We start from the raw sequence: 26,193 nt of genomic DNA, 5'->3' as shown, positions 1-26,193 counted from the left end.
CTGAGGAAGGTCCGCTCAGGCGGCGAGCCCCTTCTTCTCCAGCATGGCCTCGGGGCTCGGCAGCTTGCCGCGGAAGGCCTTGTAGGCATCCTCCGGGTCGATCGAACCGCCGACGGCGTAGATATGGGCCTTCAGCCGCGCGGCCATGGCCGGATCGAAGGCGTCGCCCGTCTCGGTGAAGGCGGCGAAGGCGTCGGCGTCGAGCACTTCCGACCACATGTAGGAATAGTAGCCCGCCGAATAGCCGTCGCCGGAGAAGACGTGCTGGAAATGCGGCGTGGCGTGCCGCATGACGATGGATGCCGGCAGCCCAATCGTTTCCAGCACCTCCCGCTGCACCGCCATCGGATCCTCCACACCGCCGCGCGTGTGGAAGGCCATGTCGACCAGGGCGGAGGACGTGAACTCCACCGTCGCGAAACCGGAATTGAAGGTGCGGGCGGCGAGCACCTTGTCGAGCAGCGCCGCGGGCATCGCCTCGCCGGTCCGGTAGTGCACCGCATAGCGCGTCAGGATGTCCGGCACGGTCAGCCAGTGCTCGTAGAGCTGCGAGGGCAGCTCTACGAAATCGCGCGCGACGCCCGTGCCCGAGACCGAGGGGTAGGTGACGTCGGAGAGCATGCCGTGCAGGGCATGGCCGAATTCGTGGAAGAGCGTGCGCGCATCGTCGAGCGAGAGCAGCGCCGGCTTGCCTTCGGCAGGCTTGGCGAAGTTGCAGACATTGTAGACGATCGGCAGTTCGCCGACCGCGCCGTTCCTGAGCGGCAGGCGGTGCTGGCTCTGGTAGGAGCTCATCCACGCGCCCGAGCGCTTGGAGGCGCGGGCGAAATAGTCGCCGAGGAACATAGCGACGAGCCGGTCGTCGCGGTCGAGGATCTCGAAGACGCGGACGTCGGGATGATAGACCGGCACGCCGGTCTTCTCGACGGCGCGAATGCCGAACAGCCGCCCGGCGACGTCGAAGCAGGCGTCGATGATCTTTTCCAGTTGCAGATAGGGTTTCAGCTCCGCCTCGGAGAAGCTGAACTTTTTCGCGCGCAGCTTTTCGGCATGATAGCGCCAGTCCCAGGGCATGACCGCATGGTTGTGGCCTTCCTCCGCAATGAGGGCGGCAAGCTCGGCCTCCTCCTCGCGCGCCCGCGCCAGGGCCTTTTCCCAGACCTGCATGAGCAGGCCGTTCACCGCCTCCGGCGTCTTGGCCATGGTGTTGTCGAGCTTCAGCGCGGCGAAGTTCTCGTAGCCGAGCAGGCCGGCCTTTTCGGCGCGCAGTGCCAAGGTTTCCTTGACGATGCCACGGTTGTCCGTTTCACCATCGTTCTCACCCCTAGCCACCCAGGCGCGAAAGGCCTGTTCGCGCAGGTCCCGGCGGGTGGAGAAGGTGAGGAAGGGCTCGATGATCGAGCGCGACAGGGTGACGGCGAAGCGGCCTTCCTCGCCGCGCTCGCGGGCCGCGGCAGCCATGGCGTCCTTCAGGAAGTCCGGCAGCCCGTCGAGCGCCTCGCCCTCGTCGAGCAGGAGCGCCCAGTTCTTCTCGTCGGCCAGAACGTTCTGGCCGAATTTCGCGCCGAGCCCGGCCAGCGTCTCGTTGATCGCGGCGAGGCGGTCCTGCTCGGGCTTTGCCAGCCTGGCGCCGGACTTGACGAAACCCTTCCAGTGCCGCTCCAGCACGCGGACCTGCTCCAGCGAGAGGTCCAGCGTCTCGCGGGCCTGCCAGAGCGCATCGATACGCGCGAAGAGCGCCGCATTGGTGCCGATCTTCGAATAGTGCCGCGACATTTTCGGCGCGACGTCGCGTTCCAGCGCCTGGATCGTGTCGTTGGTGTTGGCGCCGGCGCGGCTCCAGAAGAGCGCGGAGACGCGGGAAAGCTCGTCGCCGGCGATTTCAAGCACGACGACCGTGTTGTCGAAGGTCGCGGGCTCCGGATTGCCGGCGATGGCGTCGATCTCCGCCTCGTGCGCGGCGAGCGCGGCGGCGAACCCGTCCGCGAAGGCATCGTCCTTCACGAGATCGAAACGCGGCAGGCCGTTGAGGCCGGTCCACTCGACGAGGGCGGGATCGATGCGCGTTTCAGTCATGGGCCTTGGTCCTTTCCGGCAAATCAGCGTGCGGCGACTATAGGAATTGCGTAGGGCATTGGTACAGGGCGGCCGCGCAAAATAGACGGGAACCCAAAGGCGCGCGCGGCGTTTGAGCCAGAGCGGCGGCCCGCCTCTTGACGCGGAGGGCAACTTCGGTGAAAAGAGGGGCCATCCGCGGCCTTTGACATCGGGTTGCCGCGGTGAACCCTGGTGCCGGGCCCCTCTGGCGAGAGTTTTTACGGCGCTCTCGTGATGTCGGTACCGCCAGCAATTAGCCGGCGGATTCATACGCACATGAACATCCTGACCATGCCTCACCCGCATGCCCGTTGTGGTATGCGCTTTTCGCTTTCCCGTCCCTCCAGCCTGGAGGTGCTGTCATGATCGGCAACGGCGAAGGCAAGACCACCCTCTCCTATCTCAAATGGGCATTCATCTCGACCGTCATCGGCCTCGCGCTCGGCGCGTGGCTGGGCTGGCAGTCGGAAGGCACGCTCGCCGGCATGGCGACCGTCTTCTTCATCTGCGCGGTACTCGCGGTGCTGGAGATTTCGCTCTCCTTCGACAATGCCATCGTGAATGCCAACAAACTCAAGGACATGACGCCGGTCTGGCAACGCCGGTTCCTGACCTGGGGCATCCTGATTGCCGTCTTCGGCATGCGCATCGTCTTCCCGCTGCTGATCGTCGTCATCGCCGCCGGTATCGGCCCGATCGATGCGCTCATCCTCGCAGCCCGCGAGCCTGCGGAATATGCCCGCATCATGCATGATGCGCACCTGCCCATCGCCGCCTTCGGCGGCACCTTCCTGATGATGGTCGGCCTCACCTACTTCTTCAACCATGAGAAGGACGTGCACTGGATCAGTTTCATCGAGAAGCACATGGCCCGCTCGGCGACCGTCAAGGGTATCGAGATCGCCTTCGTCCTGGCGCTCATCATCGGCTTCTCGAAGCTTCTGGAGCCGCAAGCGGCGAACACCTTCGTGCATGCGGCGGTCTACGGCCTCCTGACCTTCCTTGCAGTGGAAGTGATCGGCGGCCTGCTCGACGCATCGCAGAAGGCGATGTCGGAAGCGGCCAAGGGCGGCCTCGGCGCCTTCATCTATCTGGAAGTGCTCGATGCCAGCTTCTCCTTCGACGGCGTCATCGGCGCCTTCGCCCTGACGCAGAACCTCTTCGTCATCGCGATCGGCCTGGGCATCGGCGCCATGTATGTGCGCTCGATGACCATCATGCTGGTGGAGAAGGGCACGCTGGCAGAATACCGCTACCTGGAGCACGGCGCGTTCTACGCGATCCTCATCCTCTCGGTGGTCATGTATTGCCAGACGCTGGTGCACATTCCGGAAGTCATCACCGGGCTTGGCGGCGCGACGCTGATCGGCATCTCGCTCTGGTCGTCGATCCGCTACAACAAGCGGGAGAAGGCACTGGGGCACCACGAGGCTCCGCACGGAACGGATCGCGTGGCGGCCCATCTCGGCGGCAAGGCCTGACGAAACCCGCAGCCGGCCGTTCGCGGCCGGCTCCTCCGCCTTCTGAAAGCGGGACCCGACACACAGAAGGCCCGCCGATCTTGCGACCGGCGGGCCTTTTCATTCGGGAAATTCTCTTGGCGGCCTCAGGCGCGCGGGAAGTCGGCGGGGTTGATGCCGAGCGTCCTCAGGTCGCGCTCCTTCGGGCGGCGGTGCCCTTCGACAGCCGCGGCGGCTGCATTGGCAGCGCTCAGTACGGCGAAGGCCCGGCCGAAGAAGCCCTGGGCGAAGGAATTGCGGAGGGTGGTCATTGGATTGCTCGCTTTCTGTTTTAGCTTACGAGCAGAAGATGATGCCTCGGGCCTCGAAGGACAAGCGACGGAATCTCAGCCCAGCCATGCAATGGATGCAGGCCGGAAACGGGGGCTTCCGGCCTGCATCCTGCCCTGTCCCGGAAGGACCCCGGGTAAGGCTCAGTCTTCGTTGGCCGCGAACTGCGAGAGAACCTCGCCCCTGCCGCGGGCGCGCAGGATGAGCGGCACGACGACGGCGAGGACGGCAAGCACGAAGAGCACGGCGGCGATCGGCGACAGGAAGAGCGCGGAGACGTCGCCCTGGCTTATCGCCAGCGCCCGGCGCAATTGCTGTTCCGCCATCGGCCCGAGGATGAGGCCGACGACGACGGGCGCGATGGGATAGCCGAAGATGCGCATGGCAAAGCCGAGCAGGCCGAAGGTGAGCAGCATGCCGAGTTCGAAGACCGACGGGTTGGCGCCGATCGTGCCGAGCGTCGCAAACAGCAGGATGCCGGCATAGAGCCAGGGCTTCGGGATCGTCAGAAGCTTCACCCAAAGGCCGATCAGCGGCAGGTTCAGGACCAGCAGCATGAAATTGGCGATGAGGAGGCTTGCGATGAGGCCCCAGACGAGCTGCGGATTGGTCGCGAACAAGAGCGGGCCGGGTTGCAGGCCGTATTGCTGGAAGCCGGCAAGCATGATCGCCGCCGTCGCCGTGGTCGGCAGGCCGAGCGAGAGCAGCGGCACCAGCGTGCCGGCAGCCGACGCGTTGTTCGCCGCCTCCGGGCCGGCGACGCCTTCGATGGCGCCCTTGCCGAACTCGTCCTTGTGGCTGGAGAACTGCTTCTCCGTCGAATAGGACAGGAAGCTCGCTATATCGGCGCCGCCGGCCGGCATGGCGCCGATCGGAAAGCCGATGAAGGTGCCGCGCAGCCACGGTTTCCACGAGCGGGCCCAGTCCTGCGCGCTCATCCAGACCGAGCCCTTCACCGCCTCCACCTTGTCGGGGATGCGGTCGCCCTGGCAGGCGACGTAGAGCGTCTCGCCGATGGCGAACATGGCGACGGCGAGCGTCGTCACCTCGATGCCGTCGAGCAGGTCCGGAATGCCGAAGGACAGCCGCGCCTGGCCGGTCTGCTGGTCGATGCCGATGACGGCAAGGCTAAGGCCGACGAAAAGGGCGGTGAGGCCGCGCAGCGTCGAATCGCCGAAGGCCGCCGAGACGGTGACGAAGGCGAGCACCATCAGCGCAAAATATTCGCGCGGGCCGAAGGAGAGCGCGAACTTGACCACGAAGGGCGCGATGAAGGCGAGGCCGAGCGTGGCGATGAGGCCGGCGACGAAGGAGCCGATCGCCGCCGTCGCGAGCGCCGGCCCGCCGCGCCCGGCCCGGGCCATCTTGTTGCCCTCGAGCGCGGTGACGACGGAAGCGCTCTCGCCCGGCGTGTTGAGCAGGATAGAGGTGGTTGAGCCGCCATACATGCCGCCGTAGTAGATGCCGGCGAACATGATGAGGGAGCCGGCCGGATCGAGCTTGTAGGTGACGGGCAGCAGCAGCGCCACCGTCAGCGCCGGGCCGATGCCGGGCAGGACGCCGACGGCGGTGCCGAGCGTCACGCCGATCAAGGCATAGAGCAGGTTCATCGGCTGGGCGGCGATAGAGATGCCCTGCAGCAGGAATTCGAATGTACCCATCGGACGTTCCTCAGAAGAACAGGTGTTCCAGCGGCCCGGCGGGCAGCGAAAGCTGCAGGAAGCGGCCGAAGATGATGAAGACGACGAAGCTGAAGGCGATGCCGATCGGCAGCGAGATCCACAGCTTGCGCCGGCCGAAGCCGAAGGCGGTCAGCGCGAAGAGCACGCCCGTCGCGATCGAGAAGCCCGCGGTCTTCAGGAGCAGCATCTGCCCGGCAAGACCGGCGACGATGAAGACGACCGGCTTCACCTCGATCGGCTCGCGCTCCGGGAAATCGCCGCGCCAGGCCTCGAACCCCGTCCAGACGGCGAGCAGCGCAAGGCCGATGGCGACGACATGCGGCACGGTGGCGGGGCCGATGCGGGAATAGTTGCTCATCTCCGCAAGGCGCCCGGCATCCCACCAGATCACGGCGGCGACGACGAAGAGGACGGGTGCGATGGCCAGCGCCGCCCGGTCGGGGCGGCGCCTTTCGCTGGAGGCGTGGACCGTGCTCATTTGACGAGCCCGATGTCCTTGAGGATGCTTTCCGTCGCCGCGATGTCCTTGTCGAGCTGCGCCTTGAAGGCATCGCCGGCAAGATAGGTGTTCTGCCAGCCCTTGGTCTTCAAGGTTTCCTTCCAGGCGTCGGAGTTCACGACCTTCGCGATATCGGTGTCGATGGCCGCGACCTGCTCGGCCGACAGGCCGGGGGCGGCGGCGATCATGCGCCAGTTCTCGACGACGACGTCGAGGCCGCCTTCCTTGATGGTCGGGGCGTCGATGCCCTCGATGCGCTCGGCGCTGGAGATGGCGATCAGGCGCAGCGTGCCGGCCTTTACCTGGGCCTCGAACTCGCCGTAGCCGGAAATGCCGGCGGTCACCTGGTTGCCGAGGATGGCGGCAAGCGCCTCGCCGCCGCCGGAATAGGCGATGTAGTTGATCTTCGTCGGATCGACGCCGGCGGCCTTGGCGATCAGGCCCGCCGTGATGTGATCCGTGCCGCCGGCCGAGCCGCCGGCCCAGGACACCGCGCCCGGATCGTCCTTCAGGGCCTTGACGAGGTCGTCCATCGTCTGGATCGGCGAAGCGGCCGGAACGACGATCGCTTCATACTCGCCGGTCAGGCGCGCGATGGGCGTCACGTCGTTGAGCGTCACCGGCGACTGGTTGGTGAGGATCGCGCCGACCATGACGTAACCGCCGACGATGAGGGCGTTCGGGTTGCCGCTGTTCTGGCCGGCGAACTGGGCAAGGCCGATCGTGCCGCCCGCGCCCGGAACGTTCACCACCTGCACGCTGCCGGAGATCTTCTCGTCCTGCAGGACGGTCTGCAGCGAACGGGCCGTCTGGTCCCAGCCGCCGCCCGGTCCGGCCGGGGCGATGATCGAATAATCGGCGGCAAACGCCGGAAGCGCCATGGCGCCGGCGATGAGGGATGCCAGGAAGAAGTGTTTCAAGAGTATGTCCTCCGTCAGGCGCGGCTTGGCGCGCATCGTTGCTTCTGGCGGGAGGATGGGCGGCCGGCGGCGGCGCGAACGATGGTTCGCAGGCGCGGTCACGGCAGAATTCTCCTCCCGGTCTTCCGTCCGCCTCCACGGACGATGAAGAGCCCAAAGGCACCACAGGAAGCTGACATCTACCTGACATGGCCCCGAAGCGGCGCTACTGCGTGCGCAGGACCTCGTTCCAGCGGGCGATCAGCCGGGCCCGCTTCACCTGGTCGAGATAGACCATGAGGCCCGGGCTCACCGGCACGGGCTTGAGTTGCGCGCCGAGCAGCGCGCTCATCGTGCGCGCCGTGTTGGTGCCCGATACGTCGGGACTGACGGCGGCGATCTGCAGTTCGCGAGCCATGATCGTCTGGCCCTCCTTCGACATGAAGAAGGCGAGGTAGCGCCGGCCGAGCTCGGGAGAGGCGGCGGCCTGCGGCACAAGGCCGATGCGCGACATGACGACGGTATAGTCCTTCGGCAGCACGATGCCGACATCGGGATGGCGCGAGGCCCAGTCCGCCGCATAGGAGCCGAGGATATTGTAGCCGAGAACGAAGCGCCCGTCGGCGACGCGCTCCAGGATGGCCGAACTGGTGGAATAGAGCTTCACCCCCGCCGCCCCCATGGCCTGGATCACCGTCCAGATATCGCCGAACTGCTCCTGGTCGCGCGCCATGAAGAGGAAGCCGACGCCGGAGCGCTCGATATCGTAGGTGCCGATGCGGCCGTAGACCGCCTCGCCCTGCCGCTTGAGGTAGTCGACGAATTCGGCGCGCGAGGCCGGCGGCTTCCCGTCCTTGAAGCTCGGCTTGTGATAGACGAAGACGGCAGGCTCGAAGGTCAGTGCATAGGCGGTGTTGCGCCAGTTGGCCCAGGCCGGCCAGCGATCGCTCATCGGCAGGTCGCTGCGCTGGGCATAGCCGTCATTGCTGAGCTTGACCTGGAGGTCCATCGCCGAGGAGAAGGCGAAATCGGCCGTCTTCTCCCCCGCATCCGTCTCGCGCACGATGCGGTCGTAGACCTCGCCGGTCAGCATCTCGTCATAGCGCAGCGCCACATCCGGATTGGCCGCCTGGAAACCCTCGATCATCGGCCGGGCAAGCGGTTCGTCCAGCGAAGAATAGACGACGAGCACCGGCGCGTCCGCATCGCCGTTGCGGGCCGGGAAGAAGGCCGGCTCGGAAAATGCGGGTAGGGGCGCCGCCAGGAGCGCGAGAAGCATGAGGACAAGACGCATGGCGCGACCTTGCCAAAGCGCGAGGCCGTTCACAAGTGCGCCGCCCGCCGTTAAGCTCGCGGCGGGAGGACGAGACGTGCGCATTCTACTGGTCGAGGACAACGAAGCCCTGGCGGACGGCCTGTCCGCCATCCTGAAGGGCACGGGGCATGCGGTGGACGTGGTGCGCGACGGCACTTCCGCCGATGCCGCCATCGCGTCGGAAAGCTTCGACCTCGTCATCCTCGACCTGACGCTGCCCGAGATGGACGGCCTCGACGTGCTGCGCGCCATGCGCGCGCGCCGCAGCAAGGCCGCCGTCCTGATCCTGACGGCCCGCGGCGCGCCGGAGGAGCGGGTGCGCGGCCTCGACCTCGGCGCCGACGACTACATGATAAAGCCCTTCGACATCTCGGAATTCGAGGCGCGCGTGCGCATGCTGCTGCGCCGGCAGGCGGGGCTGCGCTCGGCGGCCATCGCCTTCGGCGATGTCGTGCTCGACCTCAACTCGCGCAGCTTCTCGGCCGCCGGCGTGCCGCTCGACATTCCCGCCCGTGAACTCGGCCTGCTCGAAATCCTCTTCATGCGCGCGGGAAAGGTGGTCGCCAAGGAGGCCATCATGCAATCGCTCGCCGCCTTCGACGACGACCTCTCGGCCAATGCCATCGAGCAATATGTCAGCCGGCTCCGCAAGCGGCTGGCGCCGCACGGCCTGACCGTGCGCACCGCCCGCGGCATCGGCTACTATCTCGACAAGGCGCCCGCCGCTTGACGCTCCTTCCGGCCTCCTCGCTGCGCCGGCGCCTGCTTGCCTGGCTGCTCGTCTCGACGGCGGTGATCGGCATCGTCGCCCTCGTCGACACTTACAACGAAGCCGTCAAGACGGCGAACGAGGTCTCCGACCGGGTGCTGGCCGGATCGGCGCTGGCGATCGCCGAGCGCGTCGTGGTGACGGAGAACGGCACGCTCGAAGTGGACATTCCCTATGTCGCGCTGGAAATGCTGACCTCGGCCGCACAGGACCGCGTCTTCTACCGCGTCGAAGGGCCGCCCGGCCGGTTCATCACCGGCTACCAGACCCTGCCGACCATCGCGGAGACGGCCGGCCAGCCGATCGGCTTTGCCGACGCGACCTTCCGCGGCGAACCGATCCGCATCGCCGTGCTGCAGCGTTCGGCGTCGACCGGCGTCAATTCCGTGCCCTTCGCCGTCACCGTCGCCGAAACCACCATCGCCCGCCGGCAGTTGACGGAAACGATCCTGCTGCGCTCGGCGCTGCGCCTCGCCATGATGATCGCCGGCGCCGCCCTTATCGTCTGGATCGCCGTCACCGTGTCGCTCCGCCCGCTCTACAGGCTGAGCGACGCCATCGCCGAGCGCAGCCCGAACGACCTGCATCCGATCGAGCAGCGCGTGCCGAGCGAGGTGCAGGGGCTCGTCGATACGGTCAATTCCTTCATGGTGCGCCTGCAATCGGCGCTCGATGCGCTGCGGCACTTTTCCGGCAATGCCAGCCACCAGCTCCGCACGCCGCTCGCCATCATCCGCACCCAGCTCGCATTGGCCAGCCGCGCCGCCACGCTGGAGGAGGCGCAGGAGACGGCCCGCAAGGGCGATGCCGCCGTCGCCCATGCCGAGCGCATCCTCGCCCAGCTCCTGCTGATGGCCAAGATCGACGCTGCCGGCTCCCGCGAGCCGCAGAAGCCGGCACCGGTCGATATCGCCGCACTCGCCCAGCAGCTCACCGCCGACCGCGTGCCGGCCGCCGCGGAGGCCGGCATCGACCTCGGCTATGAGGGAGACGGCCCGACCCTTGCGCGCGTCGAGCCGCTGCTTTTCGGCGAACTCCTGCGCAATCTCGTGGAGAACGCCCTTGCCTATGCGGGGAGCGGGGCGGAGGTTACGGTTCGCGTGCGCCAAGAGGCGGGCGCCGTGCTTCTGAGCGTGGAGGACAACGGTCCCGGCATTCCCCCCGGGCGCCGCGGCCTTGTGCGCCAGCGCTTCTTGCGCGGCGAACACCGCGATGCGCCAGGCATGGGCCTCGGCCTGCCGATCGTGGAGGAGATCGCCGGCCTGTTCGATGCAACGATGGCGCTGGACAGCGGCACGAACGGGCGGGGTCTCTGCGTGACGATCCGCTTCCCGCCCGGGGACGACCGCTAGGACTGCCGCACTGGCGGGAGCGTCGAGCGTGCAGCAGGCCAGCCATGCGAAGCAGCCATGGCTGGCCGGTTGCTCCTTCCGGCAATGCATAGTAAGCTCTCCTTACAATCAGCCGGAAAGCGAACATGTCCTCCCGACCCGATCCCGACGCCCTCGGTTTCGTCCTTATCGACGTTGCCCGCATGCTGCGCAGCGCCTTCGAGCGCCGCATCGCCACCGCCGGTCTCGGCCTCACGCCGGGCGAGGCGCGCACCCTGGTGCGCGTCGCCACGCTGGAGGGCAGCCGCCAGCTTGAGATAGCCCAGCGCATGGGCATCGAGCCGATGACGCTCTCGACCTATCTCGACCGCCTGCAGAGCCTCGGCTACGTGGAGCGCCGTCCCGATCCGGCCGATCGCCGGGCCAAGCTGATCTTCACCACGCCGGCCGCTGGCGCCCTCATCGCCAATATCCGCACCGAGCAGATCGAGTTGATGGAGCTGGTGACGAGCGGCATCGGTCCGGAGGAGCTGGAACTGATGCGCGACCGGCTGAAGCGGCTGCGCGCCAACCTCTTCGCGCTGGAGGAAGACAGCGCCGCCGCGACGCTTGCCAAGGAAGCCGGCCGGTGACGATGCCGCAAATGAGCGAGCGCCGCACCATCGCCCCCGTCATGGGCTGATCGCGATCCCTTCCTATGCCCGCTGCGGTGCGATCTGCAGTCGCGATGCGCTGCCGGCCGCCGAGCCTGCGGAGCAGCGTCACCGGAAACAAAAAGGCCCGCGGCCGGGAACGGCAGCGGGCCTTTTGCGTAGTGCGTGCGATCAGCCGCGGCGCTTGCGGGCGGCGAGCGTACGCAGGCGCAGCGCGTTCAGCTTGATGAAGCCGGCGGCGTCCTTCTGGTCGTAGGCGCCCTGGTCGTCCTCGAAGGTCACCAGCTTGTCGGAGTAGAGCGACTGGTCCGATTCACGGCCGGTCACCATGACATTGCCCTTGTAGAGCTTCAGCGTCACTTCGCCTTCGACATGTTCCTGGCTCTTGTCGATCAGCGCCTGGAGCATTTCGCGCTCCGGCGAGAACCAGAAGCCGTAATAGATCAGTTCCGCGTAGCGCGGCATCAGCTCGTCCTTCAGGTGCGCGGCACCGCGGTCGAGCGTGATGCTCTCGATGGCGCGGTGTGCGGCGAGCAGGATCGTGCCGCCGGGCGTCTCGTAGACGCCGCGCGACTTCATGCCGACGAAACGGTTCTCCACGAGGTCGAGACGGCCGATGCCGTTGTCGCGGCCGTAGGTGTTGAGGGTCGCGAGCAGCGTGGCCGGCGACATGCGCACGCCGTTGACGGAGACGGCGTCGCCGCGCTCGAAGCCCACCTTGATGACGGTCGCCTTGTCGGGCGCCGATTCCGGGGAAATGGTGCGCATATGCACATATTCCGGCGCCTCGACGGCCGGGTCTTCCAGCACCTTGCCCTCGGAGGAGGAGTGCAGCAGGTTCGCATCGACCGAGAACGGCGCCTCGCCCTTCTTGTCCTTGGCGACCGGGATCTGGTGCTGCTCGGCGAATTCCAGGAGATGGGTGCGACTCTTGAACGACCAGTCGCGCCAGGGCGCGATGATCTTGATGTCCGGGTTCAACGCATAGGCGGACAGTTCGAAGCGGACCTGGTCGTTGCCCTTGCCGGTCGCGCCGTGCGCGATGGCGTCGGCGCCGGTCTTGGCGGCGATCTCGATCAGGTGCTTGGAGATCAACGGGCGGGCGATCGACGTGCCGAGCAGGTAGACGCCTTCATAGACCGCATTGGCGCGGAACATCGGGAAGACGAAATCGCGCACGAATTCCTCGCGCACGTCCTCGATGAAGATCTCCTTGATGCCGAGCATCTCGGCCTTCTTGCGCGCCGGCTCCAGCTCCTCACCCTGGCCGAGATCGGCGGTGAAGGTCACGACTTCGGCGCCAAGTTCGGTCTGAAGCCATTTCAGGATGATCGAGGTGTCGAGGCCGCCCGAATAGGCCAGCACGACTTTCTTCACGTCTTTATGTGATGCCATGGTGATGAGGTCCGTTGCATGAAGGGGCGCGGCAAACCCGCGGAGGCCCGGTATGCCGGCACTTTTAGCGAGATTGGCGCGTGACGCAAGGGTGCGTGCCGATGCAGGGCGGGTTTGACTGCGCCGGACGAAGACCCATATTCGCCGCAGCGAACCCCTTAAAGGAGGCGAAGCCATGACGACCCTGCAAGAGATCATCAAGGAATCCAACGTCGCCGTCATCACCGGCGGCGCCGCCGGCATCGGCCTTGCCGCCGCACGGCATTTTGCCGAAGCCGGCATGTGCGTCGCCATTGCCGACCTTGACGCCGACCGCCTCGGCGAAGCCCGGGCCGAACTAGAGGCGATCGCCGGCGAGGCCAACGTCATGGCGGTGGAGACGGACGTCGCGCACCGGCACGCCCTGGAGGCGCTGGAGCGCGCCGTTCTGCAGCGCTTCGGCCGCGTGCATGTGCTCATGAACAATGCCGGCATCCAGCCGGACACCTCCGTCTTCAGCGCGGAGGCGAACTGGGACCACATCCTTTCCGTCAACCTGACGGGCGTGATCCACGGCACGCAGGTCTTCGGGCCGTCCATGCTGGCCCATGGCGAGCCGGGTCTCATCATCAATACCGGCTCCAAGCAGGGCATCACCACGCCGCCCGGCAATCCCGCCTACAATGTCTCCAAGGCAGGCGTGAAGGTGTTCACCGAGGCGCTCCAGCACGAATTGCGCAACACGGCGGGCGCAAGGCTTTCGGCCCATCTGCTGATCCCCGGCTTCGTCTTCACGGAGCTGACGAAGGGCGATCGCACGGAAAAGCCGGATGCCGCCTGGACGCCGGCCCAGACCGTCGCCTTCATGATGGAAAGCCTGGAGCGCGGCGATTTCTACATTCTGTGCCCGGACAACGACGTGCCGCGCACGCTCGACGAGCGCCGGATGGCTTGGGCGATCGGCGACGTCATCGAGAACCGTCCGCCGCTCTCGCGCTGGCACAAAGACTATGCCGGGAAGTTCCGGGCCTTCGTCGAAGGCGACTGATGTCACAGGGTCGATGAGGCGGCGTAACAGCCCATCATAGACTTTGATTGGTAATTTCCGGAAAGCCGGATTAGAGGTCTTTGATCTTCCCCGGCTTTCAAGGCTCTGCCATGGATTTCCTGCCCACGCTCCCGACGCTTCTCGCCTTCACGGCCGCAAGCCTGCTGCTCGCCATGACGCCCGGCCCGGACATGACGCTGTCGATCAGCCGCGCGCTCTCGCAGGGGCGCGGCCCGGCGCTCTTCGTCGTGGTCGGCACCAGCCTCGGCATCGTCGTGCACACGCTGCTCGTCGCTTTCGGCGTCTCCGCCCTCATCACCGCCTCGCCGACCGCCTTCCTGATGCTGAAGACGGGCGGCGCCGCCTATCTCCTGTGGCTCGCCATCCAGGCGATCCGCTACGGCTCCAACCTCACCGTCAAGGCGGCGGCTGGGCCGCGCGGCACGGCGCTCACCAATATTTCCAGCGGCTTCTGGGTGAACCTGCTCAATCCGAAGGTCATCATCTTCTTCATGACCTTCCTGCCGCAGTTCATCACGGCGGGCGATCCGGACGTCACCGGCAAACTGGTCTTTCTCGGCCTGTTCTTCATCGTCGTCGGCATGCCGGTGAACGTGCTGGTGATCCTCGCCGCCGACAGGCTGGCGGCCTGGCTCCAGCAGAATCCCAAGGTGCTGCGCGGCATCGACTATACCTTTGCCGGCGTCTTCTCCGTCTTCGCGACGAAGATCCTGTTCACGCAGGCGCGGTAGGTCTTCGTTCCCCGCGCCTCGGACGCGAAACCGCCGCGTGCTTCTGCCGGAACTGCTCAGCCGATCAGCAAGGCGTCGTCGTCCAGCGTCTGGCCGCGCATCTTGCGGAACATGGCGATCAGGTCCTCGACCTGAAGCGTCTTGCGGCTGTCGCCGGAAACGTCGAGCACGATCTCGCCGCCGTGCAGCATGACGGTGCGGTGGCCGTAGTCCAGCGCCTGGCGCATGGAGTGCGTGACCATCAGCGTCGTCAGCTTGCGCTCGGAGACGATCTTCTGCGTGAGGGTCATGATGAACTCGGCCATGCCGGGATCGAGCGCCGCGGTGTGCTCGTCGAGCAGCAGCACGTCGGAGCCGGCAAGCGTCGCCATGATGAGCGAGACCGCCTGGCGCTGGCCGCCGGAGAGCAGATCCATCCGGTCGCGCATGCGGTTTTCGAGGCCGAGGTTCAGTTCGGCGATGCGCTCGCGGAAGACGGCGCGGCGCTGCGGGCCGAGGGCGGAGGCAAGGCCGCGCCGCTCGCCGCGGCGGGCGGCGAGCGCGAGATTCTCCTCGATCGACAGGGCGCCGCAGCTTCCCGTCAGCGGGTCCTGAAAGACGCGGGCGACGCGGCCGGCGCGCGCGGCGGTGCCCTGGCGGGTGACGTCCGTCGTGCCGATCTTCACCTGGCCTTCGGTGGCGATGACGTCGCCGGCCAGAACCCCGAGCAGCGTCGACTTGCCGGCGCCGTTCGAGCCGATGACGGTGACGAACTGCCCCTCCTCGATGGTGAGGCTGACGCCGTTCAGCGCCTGTTTCTGCAGCGGCGTGCCCTTGCCGAAGACGACCTTGATATCGGAGACGGAGATCATCAGGCGGCTCCCCCGCGGCGAAGGCGCGGCAGGACGAGCGCCACGGTGACGAGCAGGGCCGTCACGAAATTGAGGTCGGACGCCTGCAGGCCGAGCACGTCGGAAGAAAGCGCGAGCTGGATGGCGATGCGGTAGAGGATGGAGCCGAGCACGCAGCCGATCAGCGCCATGAGGATGCCCCTCGCGCCGAACAGCGTCTCGCCGATGATGACGGCGGCAAGGCCGACGACGATGGTGCCGACGCCGGAGGTGACGTCGGCAAAGCCGTTCGTCTGGGCGAAGAGCGCGCCGCCGAGCGCCACGAGCGCATTGGAGAGCGCGATGCCGAGATAGATCTGGCGGTTGGTGTCGACGCCCTGGGCACGGGCCATGCGGGCATTCGCGCCCGTCGCGCGCATCGAAAGGCCGGCATCGCTTTCCAGGAAGCGCCAGACCAGCACGACGGCGACGACGACGAGGACGCCGACGAAGAGCGGGCGGACGTAGAAGTCGCGAAGGCCGAGGCCGAAGAAGGGGCTGATCATCGTGTCGGCATTGATCAGCGCGACATTCGGCTTGCCCATGACGCGCAGGTTGACCGAGAACAGCGCGATCATCGTCAGGATCGAGGCGAGGAGGTTCAGGATGCGGAACCGCACGTTCAGCAGCGCCGTGACGAGGCCGGCAATGGCGCCGGCCACCATGGCGACCGCCGCGGCGAGCCACGGATTGACGCCCGCGATGATCAGCACGGCCGCGACGGCGGCGCCGAGCGGAAAGGAGCCGTCCACCGTCAGGTCCGGGAAATCCAGCACGCGGAAAGCAAGGTAGACGCCGAGCGCGACGAAGGCATAGACCAGCCCCAGTTCGACGGCACCCCAGAAGGCAATCAGGCTCACGGCTCTCGGCTTTCTCTCTTCACCCGTTCCCCACGGGTCTTGCGGGAGGGTCTTCTTAACAGATCAACCGCTGCCGGGCGATCCGGCAGCGGTTGATTCCGATTGGAAATGTCCGGGAAACCCGGGATTATTCGATCACGCGGGTCGCGCGGCCGACGACGGCTTCGGGAAGCGTGACGCCCATCTTGGCGGCGGCGCCCTTGTTGACGACGAGGTCGGTGCCGGCGGCGACCTTCACGGCGATGTCGCCCGGGTTCTCACCCTTGAGGATGCGTACGACGATCTCGCCCGTCTGCTTGCCGACATCCTTGTAGTTGAAGCCCAGCGCCGCGATGGCGCCGCGCGAAACGGAATCCGTGTCGGCGGTGAAGAGCGGCAGCTTGGCTTCCTCGGCAACGGCAACGGCGCCTTCGAGGGCCGAGATGATCGTGTTGTCCGTCGGGATGTAGATCGCATCGGCGCGGCCGACGAGTGCGCGCGCGGCGCCCTGTACTTCGGCAGACTTGGTGGCGGCGGATTCGACGACCGTCAGGCCGGCCTTCTCGGCCTCTTCCTTCAGCACGGCGAGCAGCGAGACGGAATTGGCCTCGCCCGAATTGTAGAGGAAGCCGATCGTCTTGGCTTCGGGGAGGATTTCCTTGATCAGCGCCAGGTGCTCGGCAACCGGCGACAGGTCGGAAAGGCCGGTGACATTGCCGCCGGGCTTGTCCATGTCCTTGACGAGCTGCGCGCCGAGCGGGTCGGACACGGCCGTGAAGACGACCGGGATGTCCTTCGTCGCGGAAACGACGGCCTGGGCCGACGGCGTGGAGATCGGCACGATGACGCTCGGCTCTTCGCCGGCGAACTGGCGGGCGATCTGCGCGGCCGTCGCGGGGTTGCCCTGCGCCGATTCGTAAAGGAAGGTCAGGTTCTCGCCTTCCTTGTAGCCGGCGGCCTCCAGCGCTTCCTTGACGCCGTCGCGGGCGGCGTCGAGCGCCGGATGTTCGACGATGGCGGTCACGGCAACCGTGACGTCCTCGGCCTTGGCCGGCAGCGAAATCGCGAGCGTTGCCGCGAAAGCAAGCAGAAGGTTGCGCATGGATGGTCTCCCTAGAATGATTTCAAGCCGTTTCTAGGCAAAACGGCCCTTCAAATCAATTCTCGCAGGCCGCTTCATCAATCACAATTTCTGATGGGAAGGCGCGGCAGACCGGCGCTCAGTCGTCCTCGCCATGCCCGACGATCATCATCGCCTCGAAAGCCATGCGGTCGACCTTGCGCATGCGCTCGGATTCCGATTTCAGCTGGCCGCAGGCGGCAAGGATGTCGCGGCCGCGCGGGGTGCGGATCGGTGAGGCATAGCCGGCCTGGTTGATGAAATCGGCGAAACGCTCGATCTGCTCCCAGTCGGAACATTGGTAGTTCGTGCCCGGCCAGGGATTGAAGGGGATGAGGTTGATCTTCGCCGGAATGCCCTTGAGGAGCTGCACCAGCAGCTTGGCATCCTCCAGCGTGTCGTTCACGTCCTTCAGCATCACATATTCGAAGGTGATGCGTCGGGCGTTCGACAGGCTCGGATAGGCGCGGCAGGCGTCCAGCAGCTCCTTCAGCGGATATTTCTTGTTGATCGGCACCAGCATGTCGCGCAGGTCGTCGCGCACGGCATGCAGCGAGATCGCCAGCATGACGCCGATCTCCGAGCCGGTTCGGTAGATCTCCGGCACGATACCGGAGGTCGACAGCGTCACGCGCCGCTTGGAGAGCGACAGGCCGTCGCCGTCGGTGGCGATCAGCAGCGCCGTCTTGACGCTTTCGAAATTGTAGAGCGGCTCGCCCATGCCCATCATGACGATGTTGGAGACCTTGCGCCCTTCCGCCGGCACGATGGCGCCGGTCGGCGTGTCGCGGTCCGGGAAATCGCCCAGCCGGTCGCGGGCGAGCAGGAGCTGCGAGAGGATTTCCTCGGCCGTCAGGTTGCGCACCAGCTTCTGCGTGCCGGTGTGACAGAAAGAACAGGTGAGCGTGCAGCCGACCTGGCTGGAGATGCACAGCGTGCCGCGGCCTTCCTCGGGAATGTAGACGGTCTCGATCTCGACCGGCCGGCCGGCGCCGCGCGCGGGAAAGCGCAACAGCCATTTGCGCGTGCCGTCGCTGGAAATCTGCTCGTCGACGATCTCGGGACGGGCGATGGTGAAATGCGTCTTCAGCATTTCGCGCATGTCCTTGGAGACATTGGTCATGTCGTCGAAATCGGAGACGCCGCGCACATAGAGCCAGTGCCAGAGCTGGCTGACGCGCATCTTCACCTGGCGCTCGTTGACGCCCTTTTCGACGAGCGCGCGGCCCATCTCCTCGCGCGAAAGGCCGATCAGCGACGGCTTTTCGGCGGCGGGGAGGGTGCGGACGACAGGCGCCTTGACGGGCTCGGCCGTGTTGAGAAAGTCCATGCTTGCCATCGGGTCATCCTCAAGAACAGGGCACGCCGGCGCAGGCTTTTGCGCCGCAAGCGGTCCTTGCTCGACAGAAGTTCATTGCGGGCCAGGAGCGTCTGAAAACGCGGATTTCGGCCCGGTTGCCGGCCCTTTAGCACTGTTCCGGCGGAAAGTCACCTCTCCGCGCACACGGCGCGCAGGCACGCCCGCAGCCAGCGATGGGCCGGATCGGCATCGAGGCGCGGATGCCAGAGCATGGAGATGGTGTGCCCGGGCAGGTCGAGCGGCAGCGCGAAGGCGGCCATGCCGTCCCGCAGCCTTGCCGTATAGCGTTCCGGCACCTCCGCGACGAGGTCCGATCCCCGGGCGAGCGCCAGCGCCTCGGAAAAGCTCGCGACGGTGACGGCGATGCGGCGCGCAAGACCGAGACGGGCGAGCGCCTCGTCGACTGGGCCGCCCTCGCGCCCCCGGCGGGAGACCAGGACATGCGCGGCGACCGCATAGCGCTCCGGCGTCATCGGGCCTTCGGTGAAAGGATGCCCTTGGCGCACGACGGCGATGAACCGGTCGTGGAACAGCGCCTGCGCCCGCACCTCCGGCCCCGTCGTACCGCCGATCACGCCGGTCTCCAGATCCACCGTGCCATCGCGCAAGGACGCGCTTTCCTTGTCGGGTTTGGCCGAAAAGCGCAGTTTCACGCCCGGCGCCTCGCGGGCGATGCGGGCCAGAAGCGCCGGCCCGAAGGTTTCCACGAACCCCTCGCGGTTGCGCAGCGTGAAGGTCCGCACGAGGGCCTTGAGGTCCAGCAATTCGGCCGGCCGCAGCAGCGTCTCCGCCTCCTCGACGATCCGCCCCACCGCCTGGCGCAGGACGAGCGCCCGCGGCGTCGGCACCAGGCCGCGCCCGGCCCGCACCAGCAGCGGATCGCCGGTCACCGCACGAAGACGGGCGAGCGCCCGGCTCATCGCCGACGGGCTGAGCCGCAGCCGCTGCGCGGCGCGCGCGACGCTGCCTTCGGCAAGCAGCACGTCGAGGGTGACGAGAAGGTTGAGATCGGGCCGGGACATGGCGCGATCCTAGCATTCTTCCGGGAAGATGACATGGCGTTTGACGCACGAATGACGTGCAAACGATGCGCCTTCCGCCTTGTCCGCCAAAAATCTATCTGTCGAAAGAACCAACGACAGGAGAACGCCATGGCAGATGCACGGACCCTCACGACGACACATGGTACGGCCGGTGCGCTTGGCGGCCTGTCGCTCGCCATCCTGCTCTCCTCGCTCGGCACCAGCATCGCCAATGTCGCGCTGCCGACGCTGGCGGAAGGCTTCGCCGCACCGTTCGGGCAGGTGCAATGGGTGGTGCTGGCCTATCTGCTGGCGAGCACGGTGCTGATCGTCGGCGTCGGGCGCCTCGGCGACCTTTTCGGCCGCCGCCGGCTGCTGCTTGCGGGCCTTGTGCTGTTCACCGTCGCTTCGGCGCTGGCGGGGCTTGCGCCGACGCTGCCGCTCCTGATCGCCGCCCGAGCCCTGCAGGGGCTGGGCGCGGCGGCGATGATGGCGCTTGCCATGGCCTTCGTCAGCGAGACCGTGCCGCGCGAACGGATCGGCAGCGCCATGGGCCTTCTCGGCACCATGTCCGCGGTCGGCACCGCGCTGGGCCCCTCGCTCGGCGGCCTGCTGATCGCGGGCTTCGGCTGGCCGGCGATCTTCCTCGTCGCCATTCCCTTCGGCCTTGCCGCGCTGGCGCTGGTCTGGCGGTTCCTCCCCGCCGATCGGGCCGGCGCGGCGGCTGCCCGTTTCGATTTCCCCGGCACCGGCCTGCTGGCGGTAACGCTCACCGCCTATGCGCTGGCGATGACCGTGGGCAAGGGCGCCTTCGGGCCGCTCAATGCCGCCCTCGTCGCCGCTTCCGCCGCGGGCATGGGCCTCTTCGTCCTGCAACAGCGGCGGGCGGCCGCACCGCTGATCCGTCCCGCCGCATTCCGTCGCGCCGGGTTCCGGGCGAGCCTGGCCGCCAACGGGCTCGTCGCCACGGTGATGATGGCGACGCTCGTCGTCGGGCCGTTCTACCTCGCTCGCACCCTGAGGCTCGGCCCGGCCGGCGTCGGCTTCGTGCTGGCGGTCGGCCCCTTCGTCTCGATTGCAAGCGGCGTCGTCGCGGGGCGCATGGTCGACCGTTTCGGCGCCCGGCGCATGGGATTGGGAGGGCTTGCCGCGATGAGCCTGGGCGCGCTGGGGCTGCCCATCCTCTCCGCCTTTCTCGGCCTTGCCGGCTATGTCGCGGCGATCGTCCTGCTGACGCCGGGCTACCAGCTTTTCCAGGCCGCCAACAATGCGGCCGTCATGGGCGGTGTCGGCGTGGAGGAGCGCGGCGTCATCTCCGGCCTGCTCGCCCTGTCGCGCAATCTCGGCCTCATCACGGGAGCGTCCCTGATGGGGGCGGTCTTCACGCTCGCCGTCGGCAGCAGGGCGTTGACGCAGGCCGATCCCGCGGCGATCGCCACCGGCATGCAGGTCACCTTCACGCTGGCGGCCGTCCTCGTCCTGGCAGCGCTCGCCCTTATGGCGCGCAGCCGCGCCTGACGCTCGAACAAACGAAAAGACCGGCGCGAACGCCGGCCTTTTCCGTTTTCGCCTGCCGGAAGGATCAGCGGCAGCTTTCGATCTGCTTCAGCGCCGCCGAGATGCCCGACAGCGAATAGGAGTAGGACGTGCCCGTGCCGCGCCGGGATTTCGCCTGGACCTGCATGTCCCTGCCGCCCTTCATGGCCGCGACGAGGGCCGGCTCTTCCGCGGCGTTCTCCACCCAGGCCGAATTGCCCTTGGTGAACATCACGAAGGTGCGCCCGTCGATGACGACGTTGACCTTGGAGGCTTCCTGCAGCGGATAGCCCATCATCGCCTGCGGCTCGTAGCTGATGTTCTGGCCCGGGCGCTGCGAGACGAGGAAGAAGACGTCGCCGTGGTCGACGCCGGCCGGGTTCTTCTCCTTCGGCACCGACAGCACGTAGCAGACCTTGCCGCCGTTCGCCTGGTAGGAATAGGCACCCCAGGCATTGAACTGCTGAATGCGCGTCGGCGTCTGGGCCGAGGCAACGCCTGCGGTCACGACGACGAGGGCGAGTGCGGTTGCGAGCTTTCTTACGAACATGTTTTCCTGCCGGTTGTCTTGCCAGTGATTGCCCGGCCGAAGGCGGCGCCTTCGATGCCGGTGTCGGCCATGCATGATGACGATTTGATTTATTTTGACTTAATTCAGGTTACCAAACCGTCAACATGCAACGCATTTACAAGGCTCTTCCGCGCCGCACCGGCACAATCGCGCAGGCAAAGCCGCCAAGCCCGTTGGCCGGGATTGCCGAGAAAGGTGCGCGCGCAGTCCCCGTTTGGTGAGATAGAACCCGTCGAAGCCATTTAAGGCACAAGGAATAGGGCAAGAATTTGACTTCTCGCCCTACGGTCGAGCACGGCGCGGGCGGGCCTCAGCCGGCCGGCTGCGCGTCCGGCTCTTCCGCAAGCGCCTTGTCGGCGGCCACATAGTGGTCCTCGCGGATATGGCCGCGGATGGCGGCGAAGGCGGCCGTCAGCACCGCGATGTCATCGGAAAAGCCGACGAGCGCGAGGAAATCCGGAATACCGTCGAGCGGCAATACGAAATAGGCAAGCGCGGCGAGCAGGATGCCGCGCACCCTGGTCGGCGTGCGGGAATCCAGCGCGCAATAATAGGCGGCGACGAGATCGCGGGAGAACGGCATCTGCCGCATCGCGCGCTTGAGGACCGGCCAGAACCGCCTCTTCACGCGGTTCTCCTGACGCTCCTGCTCGTCCTCGTCTCCCGGCAGAAGGATCTCGCCGATCTTCACGTCATCCATGCATGGCCTCCTTCAGGTGGCAATGCCGGAAAAACCCGGCGGGAATGATATGGGAACGGTTTTGCGGCTGTTCAACTCTTCGTGCGCAGGGCCGCCGCACTGTCCATGGCCGTCGCCAGCTTGAAGTCGAGTTCGGTGAGGCCGCCCGCATCGTGGTTGGTCAGCCGCACCTCGACGCGGTTGTAGACGTTGAACCATTCGGGATGATGGTTGAATTTCTCCGCCGCGAGCGCGCCCTCGGTCATGAAACCGAAGGCCTCGCGGAAAGTCTTGAACTTGAATGTCTTCCCGATGGCGATACCGTCATCCGAGCGGGTCCAGCCGTCAAGCGCCGCGATCGCCGCGGAGATCGCTTCTTCGCTCAGCTTTTCCTGTTTCATGGCGTGCTCCTCTCCGGTCGATCCTACCATGGAAAACGGCGCCCGAAGGCGCCGTGTTCCGTTTGAGAAGAAATGCGGTCAGACGAAGAACTGGCCGCCGTTCGCCGAGATGGTCGAGCCGGTGATGAAGCCGGCGTCGTCCGAGGCGAGGAAGACGACGATGCGGGCGATCTCGTCCGGCTCGCCGAGGCGGCCGACCGGGATCTGCGGGATGATCCGCTCGTTCAGCACCTTTTCCGGGATGGCGCGCACCATCTCGGTGCCGATATAGCCCGGGCAGATGGCGTTGACCGTGATGCCCTTGGCGGCACCTTCCTGGGCGAGCGCCTTGGTGAAGCCGAGGTCGCCGGCCTTGGCGGCGGAATAGTTCGCCTGGCCCATCTGGCCCTTCTGGCCGTTGATCGAGGAGATGTTGATGACGCGGCCGAAGCTGCGGTCGCGCATGCCGGTCCAGATCGGATGCGTCATGTTGAAGAGGCCGGTGAGGTTGGTGTTGATGACTGCGCCCCACTGGTCAGGCGTCATCTTGTGGAACATCGCATCCTTGGTGATGCCCGCATTGTTGACGAGGATATCCACCGGGCCGAGATCGGCCTCCACCCTGCCTATCCCCTCGACGCAGGCCTCGTAGCTCGCAACGTCCCATTTGTAGACCGGAATGCCGGTTTCCGCCTTGAAGGCGTTGGCGGCGTCGTCATTGCCGGCATAGCTTGCAGCCACCGTGTACCCGGCCGCCTTCAACGCCACCGAAATGGCGGCGCCGATGCCCCGCGACCCGCCCGTTACCAATGCTACCCTGCTCATGTGGCTCACTCCCCTGAGGCTGTTTTCGAGTCGACCCGACGCCCCGCCGGCGGCAGGTCATGGCAAAGCAGTCTGTAAGCTTGTGCCTACATGCTCTCGACGCACATCGCCACGCCCATGCCCCCGCCGATGCAGAGCGTGGCAAGGCCCTTCTTCGCGCCGCGGCGCTTCATCTCGAAGAGGAGCGTGTTGAGGATACGGGCGCCGGACGCGCCGATCGGGTGGCCGATGGCGATGGCGCCACCGTTGACGTTGACGATCGAGGGATCCCAGCCGAGATCCTTGTTGACGGCGCAGGCCTGGGCGGCGAAGGCCTCGTTGGCCTCGACGAGGTCGAGGTCGCCGATCTTCCAGCCGGCGCGCTCCAGCGCCTTGCGGGAGGCCGGGATGGGGCCGGTGCCCATGATCTTCGGGTCGACGCCGGCCGTCGCCCAGGAAACGATGCGGGCGAGTGGCTGGATGCCGCGGCGCGAGGCTTCGGCCTCGCTCATCAGGAGGGCGGCGGCCGCGCCGTCGTTGAGGCCGGAGGCGTTGGCGGCCGTTACCGTACCTTCCTTGTCGAAGGCGGGACGGAGCTTCGCCATCGATTCGAGCGTCGCGCCGTGGCGGATATATTCGTCGGCCTCGACGCTGACATCGCCCTTGCGGCCCTTGACGATGAAGGGAACGATCTCGTCCTTGAAGCGGCCCTCCTTCTGGGCGGCCTCGGCCTTGTTCTGCGAGGCGACGGCGAAGGCGTCCTGCTCGTCGCGCGAAAGCTGCCACTGCCTGGCGACGTTCTCGGCGGTGATGCCCATGTGGTAGCCGTAGAAGGCGTCGGTCAGGCCGTCCTTGATCATCGTGTCGATCATCTTGAAATCGCCCATCTTCACGCCGCCGCGCAGATGCGCGCAATGCGGCGCCATGGACATGGATTCCATGCCGCCGGCTACGATGATGCCGGCATCGCCCGTGGCGATCTGCTGCATGCCGAGCGCCACGGCCCGCAGACCCGAGCCGCAGAGCTGGTTCATGCCCCAGGCGGTCGCCTCCTGCGGGAGGCCAGCCTTCATCGCGGCCTGGCGGGCCGGGTTCTGGCCCTCGCCGGCCGGCAGGACCTGGCCGAGAATCACCTCGTTCACCTCGCCCACGGCCACGCCCGCGCGCTCCAGAACCGCCGAAATGACCGTCGCCCCGAGTTCGTGGGCGGACGTGTTGGCGAAGGCTCCGTTGAACGAGCCGACCGCGGTGCGGGCGGCGCTGGCGATGACGATGGATGGGGTGCTCATGGCGTGCTTCCTCATGTCTGCGACCTTGCGGTCGGGCTTGGAACCGGCCCCGGCGCACGAGCGGCGCGAGCCCGGCGGTTCTCCCGAAATCAAAACTGGCAAAGCGGAGGGGGAGAGTCAAACGGGATATCCGATGCCGCTAAAATTTCATGCAAGCGGCCTGCGGCACGAAAAACCATGTTGCGCAGCATCGCTCACCGCATTGCACAATTCGATTGTCAGCGCGCGTCTTTTTGCCGATACTCGCCAGAACCAAAAAAGAAATGGAAATACGGGGATGAGGAGACCCTAATGGCCAGGAACGACGGTCAGATCGTCATCAAGAAATATGCGAACCGGCGGCTCTACAACACGGGCACGAGCACCTATGTGACGCTGGACGATCTCGCGGTCATGGTGAAGAAGGGCGAGGATTTCACCGTGCAGGACGCCAAGTCCGGCGAGGACATCACCCATTCGGTGCTGACGCAGATCATTTTCGAGCAGGAATCGAAGACCGGCAACACGCTTTTGCCCATCTCCTTCCTCCGCCAGCTCATCTCCTACTACGGCGACCAGATGCAGATGGTCGTGCCGAGCTATCTCGAGCACTCCATGCAGGCCTTCACCGAGCAGCAGTCGCAGATGCGCGAGCAGATCAACAAGACCTTCGGCGATACGCCGCTCGGCAAGAACCTGCAGGTGCCGATGGCGCTGATCGAGGAGACGACGCGGCGCAACACGGAAATGTTCCAGCAGGCGATGAAGATGTTCACGCCCTTCGCCAATGCGGCCCAGCCGAAGGAGACCCGCAAGGCCGAGGCCAAGGATCTCGACGAGCTGAAGGAGCAGTTGCGCGCGCTCCAGACGAAGCTCGACAAGCTGAGCTGAGGAAACGGGCCGGCGCGGGCCTGCCCCGCGCCCCTCACAGCCCGATCGAAAGATCCCGGCTCGCCGTGCGGATCGACACGGCAAAACCCGCGATGACATCGATGAAGGTGATCGTCATCAGGATGAAGAAGATCTGCGTCGCGGCGCCCTGCACCAGCAGGAACTCGACGAGGAACACCACGAACAGCACCATCGACAGCATGTGATCGAGCAGCGCGCGCGACCCCGGACGCGTCGCCTTCAGAATCTCCACGAAGAGCAGCACGAGCGCGATCAGGATGAGGAGGTCGCCGAAGGCCATGGTCCAGGTCGTGCCGGACAGCATGTTAACCGCCATCACCTCGCTGTCGAGCACGGCGACGCCGCCATCGCCGAAGAGGCCGGTCATGGCGAGGTTGTAGAGGGCGAAGGGGATAATCAGCAGCGGTATGGCCAGAAGCATGAGCGGCGGTCTCCTAGAGCATTTCCAGCAAAAGTGCGAAGCGGTTTTGCGTCCGGAAATGCGGCAAAACAAAGAGTTAGAGCGCTTTCGGAGAAAAGCCGAAATGCTCTAACGGCCGTCTTCGCGCGAGCGGCCCTACCGTCCTCTTAGCCCAAGAATCGGCATAAGAAAATGTCGTCGCGGCAAAGCCAGGACATTCCGGG

Annotated in this window: 26 protein-coding genes; 8 read left to right on the top strand and 18 right to left on the bottom strand. The window is 66.3% G+C overall.

Annotated features, from left to right (window positions below):
* Nucleotides 1–15: 15 nt before the first annotated feature.
* Nucleotides 16–2,076, bottom strand: a complete 2,061-nt coding sequence (locus tag AB3G45_RS26660) for a M3 family metallopeptidase (protein ID WP_367833392.1) — start codon at nucleotides 2,074–2,076, stop codon at nucleotides 16–18.
* 383 nt (nucleotides 2,077–2,459) lie between these two features.
* On the opposite strand from AB3G45_RS26660, the gene AB3G45_RS26655 reads away from it, so the two are divergent.
* Nucleotides 2,460–3,578 (top strand): DUF475 domain-containing protein, encoded by a 1,119-nt coding sequence (locus tag AB3G45_RS26655; RefSeq protein WP_367833391.1) that lies wholly within the window; start codon nucleotides 2,460–2,462, stop codon nucleotides 3,576–3,578.
* Between the two features lie 125 nt (nucleotides 3,579–3,703).
* Here the strand turns inward: AB3G45_RS26655 and AB3G45_RS26650 are convergent, their stop codons facing one another.
* From AB3G45_RS26650 to AB3G45_RS26630, 5 genes are all read right to left on the bottom strand, one after another.
* Nucleotides 3,704–3,868 (bottom strand): hypothetical protein, encoded by a 165-nt coding sequence (locus AB3G45_RS26650; RefSeq protein WP_367833390.1) that lies wholly within the window; start codon nucleotides 3,866–3,868, stop codon nucleotides 3,704–3,706.
* Between the two features lie 162 nt (nucleotides 3,869–4,030).
* Nucleotides 4,031–5,548, bottom strand: coding sequence for a tripartite tricarboxylate transporter permease (locus tag AB3G45_RS26645; RefSeq protein ID WP_367833389.1), 1,518 nt, complete (start codon nucleotides 5,546–5,548; stop codon nucleotides 4,031–4,033).
* 10 nt (nucleotides 5,549–5,558) lie between these two features.
* Nucleotides 5,559–6,047 (bottom strand): tripartite tricarboxylate transporter TctB family protein, encoded by a 489-nt coding sequence (locus AB3G45_RS26640; RefSeq protein ID WP_367833388.1) that lies wholly within the window; start codon nucleotides 6,045–6,047, stop codon nucleotides 5,559–5,561.
* Nucleotides 6,044–6,988 (bottom strand): Bug family tripartite tricarboxylate transporter substrate binding protein, encoded by a 945-nt coding sequence (locus AB3G45_RS26635; protein WP_367833684.1) that lies wholly within the window; start codon nucleotides 6,986–6,988, stop codon nucleotides 6,044–6,046. The genes AB3G45_RS26640 and AB3G45_RS26635 overlap by 4 nt, the downstream gene beginning before the upstream one ends.
* Nucleotides 6,989–7,193: 205 nt before the next feature.
* On the bottom strand, nucleotides 7,194–8,246 hold the full coding sequence (locus tag AB3G45_RS26630; protein WP_367833683.1) for an ABC transporter substrate-binding protein: 1,053 nt from the start codon (nucleotides 8,244–8,246) through the stop codon (nucleotides 7,194–7,196).
* Nucleotides 8,247–8,337: 91 nt separating this feature from the next.
* Here AB3G45_RS26630 and AB3G45_RS26625 point away from each other — a divergent pair, with 91 nt between their 5' ends.
* The 3 genes from AB3G45_RS26625 to AB3G45_RS26615 all read left to right on the top strand — a co-directional run bounded on the left by AB3G45_RS26625 (nucleotide 8,338) and on the right by AB3G45_RS26615 (nucleotide 11,014).
* On the top strand, nucleotides 8,338–9,012 hold the full coding sequence (locus AB3G45_RS26625; RefSeq protein WP_367833387.1) for a response regulator: 675 nt from the start codon (nucleotides 8,338–8,340) through the stop codon (nucleotides 9,010–9,012).
* Nucleotides 9,009–10,403 carry a sensor histidine kinase gene (locus AB3G45_RS26620; RefSeq protein WP_367833386.1) on the top strand — a complete coding sequence of 465 codons (1,395 nt, stop codon included), beginning with the start codon at nucleotides 9,009–9,011 and terminating at the stop codon, nucleotides 10,401–10,403. The genes AB3G45_RS26625 and AB3G45_RS26620 overlap by 4 nt, the downstream gene beginning before the upstream one ends.
* Nucleotides 10,404–10,528: 125 nt before the next feature.
* On the top strand, nucleotides 10,529–11,014 hold the full coding sequence (locus AB3G45_RS26615; protein WP_367833385.1) for a MarR family winged helix-turn-helix transcriptional regulator: 486 nt from the start codon (nucleotides 10,529–10,531) through the stop codon (nucleotides 11,012–11,014).
* Between the two features lie 192 nt (nucleotides 11,015–11,206).
* Here the strand turns inward: AB3G45_RS26615 and AB3G45_RS26610 are convergent, their stop codons facing one another.
* On the bottom strand, nucleotides 11,207–12,430 hold the full coding sequence (locus AB3G45_RS26610) for an argininosuccinate synthase (RefSeq protein ID WP_367833384.1): 1,224 nt from the start codon (nucleotides 12,428–12,430) through the stop codon (nucleotides 11,207–11,209).
* Between the two features lie 175 nt (nucleotides 12,431–12,605).
* Here AB3G45_RS26610 and AB3G45_RS26605 point away from each other — a divergent pair, with 175 nt between their 5' ends.
* Nucleotides 12,606–13,457, top strand: a complete 852-nt coding sequence (locus AB3G45_RS26605) for an SDR family NAD(P)-dependent oxidoreductase (RefSeq protein WP_367833383.1) — start codon at nucleotides 12,606–12,608, stop codon at nucleotides 13,455–13,457.
* 110 nt (nucleotides 13,458–13,567) lie between these two features.
* A complete protein-coding gene (locus AB3G45_RS26600) occupies nucleotides 13,568–14,209 on the top strand; it encodes a LysE family translocator (RefSeq protein ID WP_367833382.1) in 642 nt (213 codons plus the stop codon).
* A 56-nt stretch (nucleotides 14,210–14,265) separates the two neighbouring features.
* On the opposite strand, the gene AB3G45_RS26595 is transcribed toward AB3G45_RS26600, so the two are convergent.
* The 5 genes from AB3G45_RS26595 to AB3G45_RS26575 form a co-directional block, all read right to left on the bottom strand.
* Complete coding sequence (locus AB3G45_RS26595; RefSeq protein ID WP_367833381.1) at nucleotides 14,266–15,060, bottom strand: ABC transporter ATP-binding protein; 795 nt, start codon at nucleotides 15,058–15,060, stop codon at nucleotides 14,266–14,268.
* Nucleotides 15,060–15,938 carry an ABC transporter permease gene (locus AB3G45_RS26590; protein WP_367833380.1) on the bottom strand — a complete coding sequence of 293 codons (879 nt, stop codon included), beginning with the start codon at nucleotides 15,936–15,938 and terminating at the stop codon, nucleotides 15,060–15,062. The genes AB3G45_RS26595 and AB3G45_RS26590 overlap by 1 nt, the downstream gene beginning before the upstream one ends.
* Before the next feature lie 127 nt (nucleotides 15,939–16,065).
* Nucleotides 16,066–17,019 (bottom strand): ABC transporter substrate-binding protein, encoded by a 954-nt coding sequence (locus AB3G45_RS26585; protein ID WP_367833379.1) that lies wholly within the window; start codon nucleotides 17,017–17,019, stop codon nucleotides 16,066–16,068.
* A gap of 118 nt (nucleotides 17,020–17,137) precedes the next feature.
* Nucleotides 17,138–18,376, bottom strand: a complete 1,239-nt coding sequence (rlmN, locus tag AB3G45_RS26580; RefSeq protein WP_367833378.1) for a 23S rRNA (adenine(2503)-C(2))-methyltransferase RlmN — start codon at nucleotides 18,374–18,376, stop codon at nucleotides 17,138–17,140.
* Nucleotides 18,377–18,525: 149 nt separating this feature from the next.
* A complete protein-coding gene (locus AB3G45_RS26575; RefSeq protein ID WP_367833377.1) occupies nucleotides 18,526–19,419 on the bottom strand; it encodes a LysR family transcriptional regulator in 894 nt (297 codons plus the stop codon).
* A gap of 129 nt (nucleotides 19,420–19,548) precedes the next feature.
* On the opposite strand from AB3G45_RS26575, the gene AB3G45_RS26570 reads away from it, so the two are divergent.
* Entirely contained in the window at nucleotides 19,549–20,937 is a 1,389-nt protein-coding gene (locus tag AB3G45_RS26570) for an MFS transporter (protein ID WP_367833376.1), read from the top strand.
* A gap of 64 nt (nucleotides 20,938–21,001) precedes the next feature.
* Here the strand turns inward: AB3G45_RS26570 and AB3G45_RS26565 are convergent, their stop codons facing one another.
* The 5 genes from AB3G45_RS26565 to AB3G45_RS26545 all read right to left on the bottom strand — a co-directional run bounded on the left by AB3G45_RS26565 (nucleotide 21,002) and on the right by AB3G45_RS26545 (nucleotide 24,678).
* Nucleotides 21,002–21,505, bottom strand: coding sequence for an invasion associated locus B family protein (locus AB3G45_RS26565; protein WP_367833375.1), 504 nt, complete (start codon nucleotides 21,503–21,505; stop codon nucleotides 21,002–21,004).
* A 331-nt stretch (nucleotides 21,506–21,836) separates the two neighbouring features.
* Nucleotides 21,837–22,226, bottom strand: coding sequence for a YkvA family protein (locus AB3G45_RS26560; RefSeq protein ID WP_367833374.1), 390 nt, complete (start codon nucleotides 22,224–22,226; stop codon nucleotides 21,837–21,839).
* 71 nt (nucleotides 22,227–22,297) lie between these two features.
* Nucleotides 22,298–22,606: a 4a-hydroxytetrahydrobiopterin dehydratase gene (locus AB3G45_RS26555; RefSeq protein ID WP_367833373.1), complete on the bottom strand. Its 309-nt coding sequence runs from the start codon at nucleotides 22,604–22,606 to the stop codon at nucleotides 22,298–22,300.
* A 78-nt stretch (nucleotides 22,607–22,684) separates the two neighbouring features.
* A complete protein-coding gene (locus AB3G45_RS26550) occupies nucleotides 22,685–23,410 on the bottom strand; it encodes a beta-ketoacyl-ACP reductase (protein WP_367833372.1) in 726 nt (241 codons plus the stop codon).
* Nucleotides 23,411–23,496: 86 nt separating this feature from the next.
* Entirely contained in the window at nucleotides 23,497–24,678 is a 1,182-nt protein-coding gene (locus AB3G45_RS26545; RefSeq protein ID WP_367833371.1) for an acetyl-CoA C-acetyltransferase, read from the bottom strand.
* A gap of 291 nt (nucleotides 24,679–24,969) precedes the next feature.
* Here AB3G45_RS26545 and phaR point away from each other — a divergent pair, with 291 nt between their 5' ends.
* Nucleotides 24,970–25,548 (top strand): polyhydroxyalkanoate synthesis repressor PhaR, encoded by a 579-nt coding sequence (phaR, locus tag AB3G45_RS26540; RefSeq protein ID WP_367833370.1) that lies wholly within the window; start codon nucleotides 24,970–24,972, stop codon nucleotides 25,546–25,548.
* A 34-nt stretch (nucleotides 25,549–25,582) separates the two neighbouring features.
* Here the strand turns inward: phaR and AB3G45_RS26535 are convergent, their stop codons facing one another.
* Entirely contained in the window at nucleotides 25,583–25,990 is a 408-nt protein-coding gene (locus AB3G45_RS26535) for a hypothetical protein (RefSeq protein WP_064331869.1), read from the bottom strand.
* Nucleotides 25,991–26,193: the final 203 nt, after the last annotated feature.

Source organism: Shinella sp. S4-D37 (assembly GCF_040812195.1).
Lineage (GTDB): Bacteria > Pseudomonadota > Alphaproteobacteria > Rhizobiales > Rhizobiaceae > Shinella.
The sequence above is the reverse complement of the archived record's forward strand: the minus strand, read 5'-3'. Positions and strand labels throughout refer to the sequence as shown.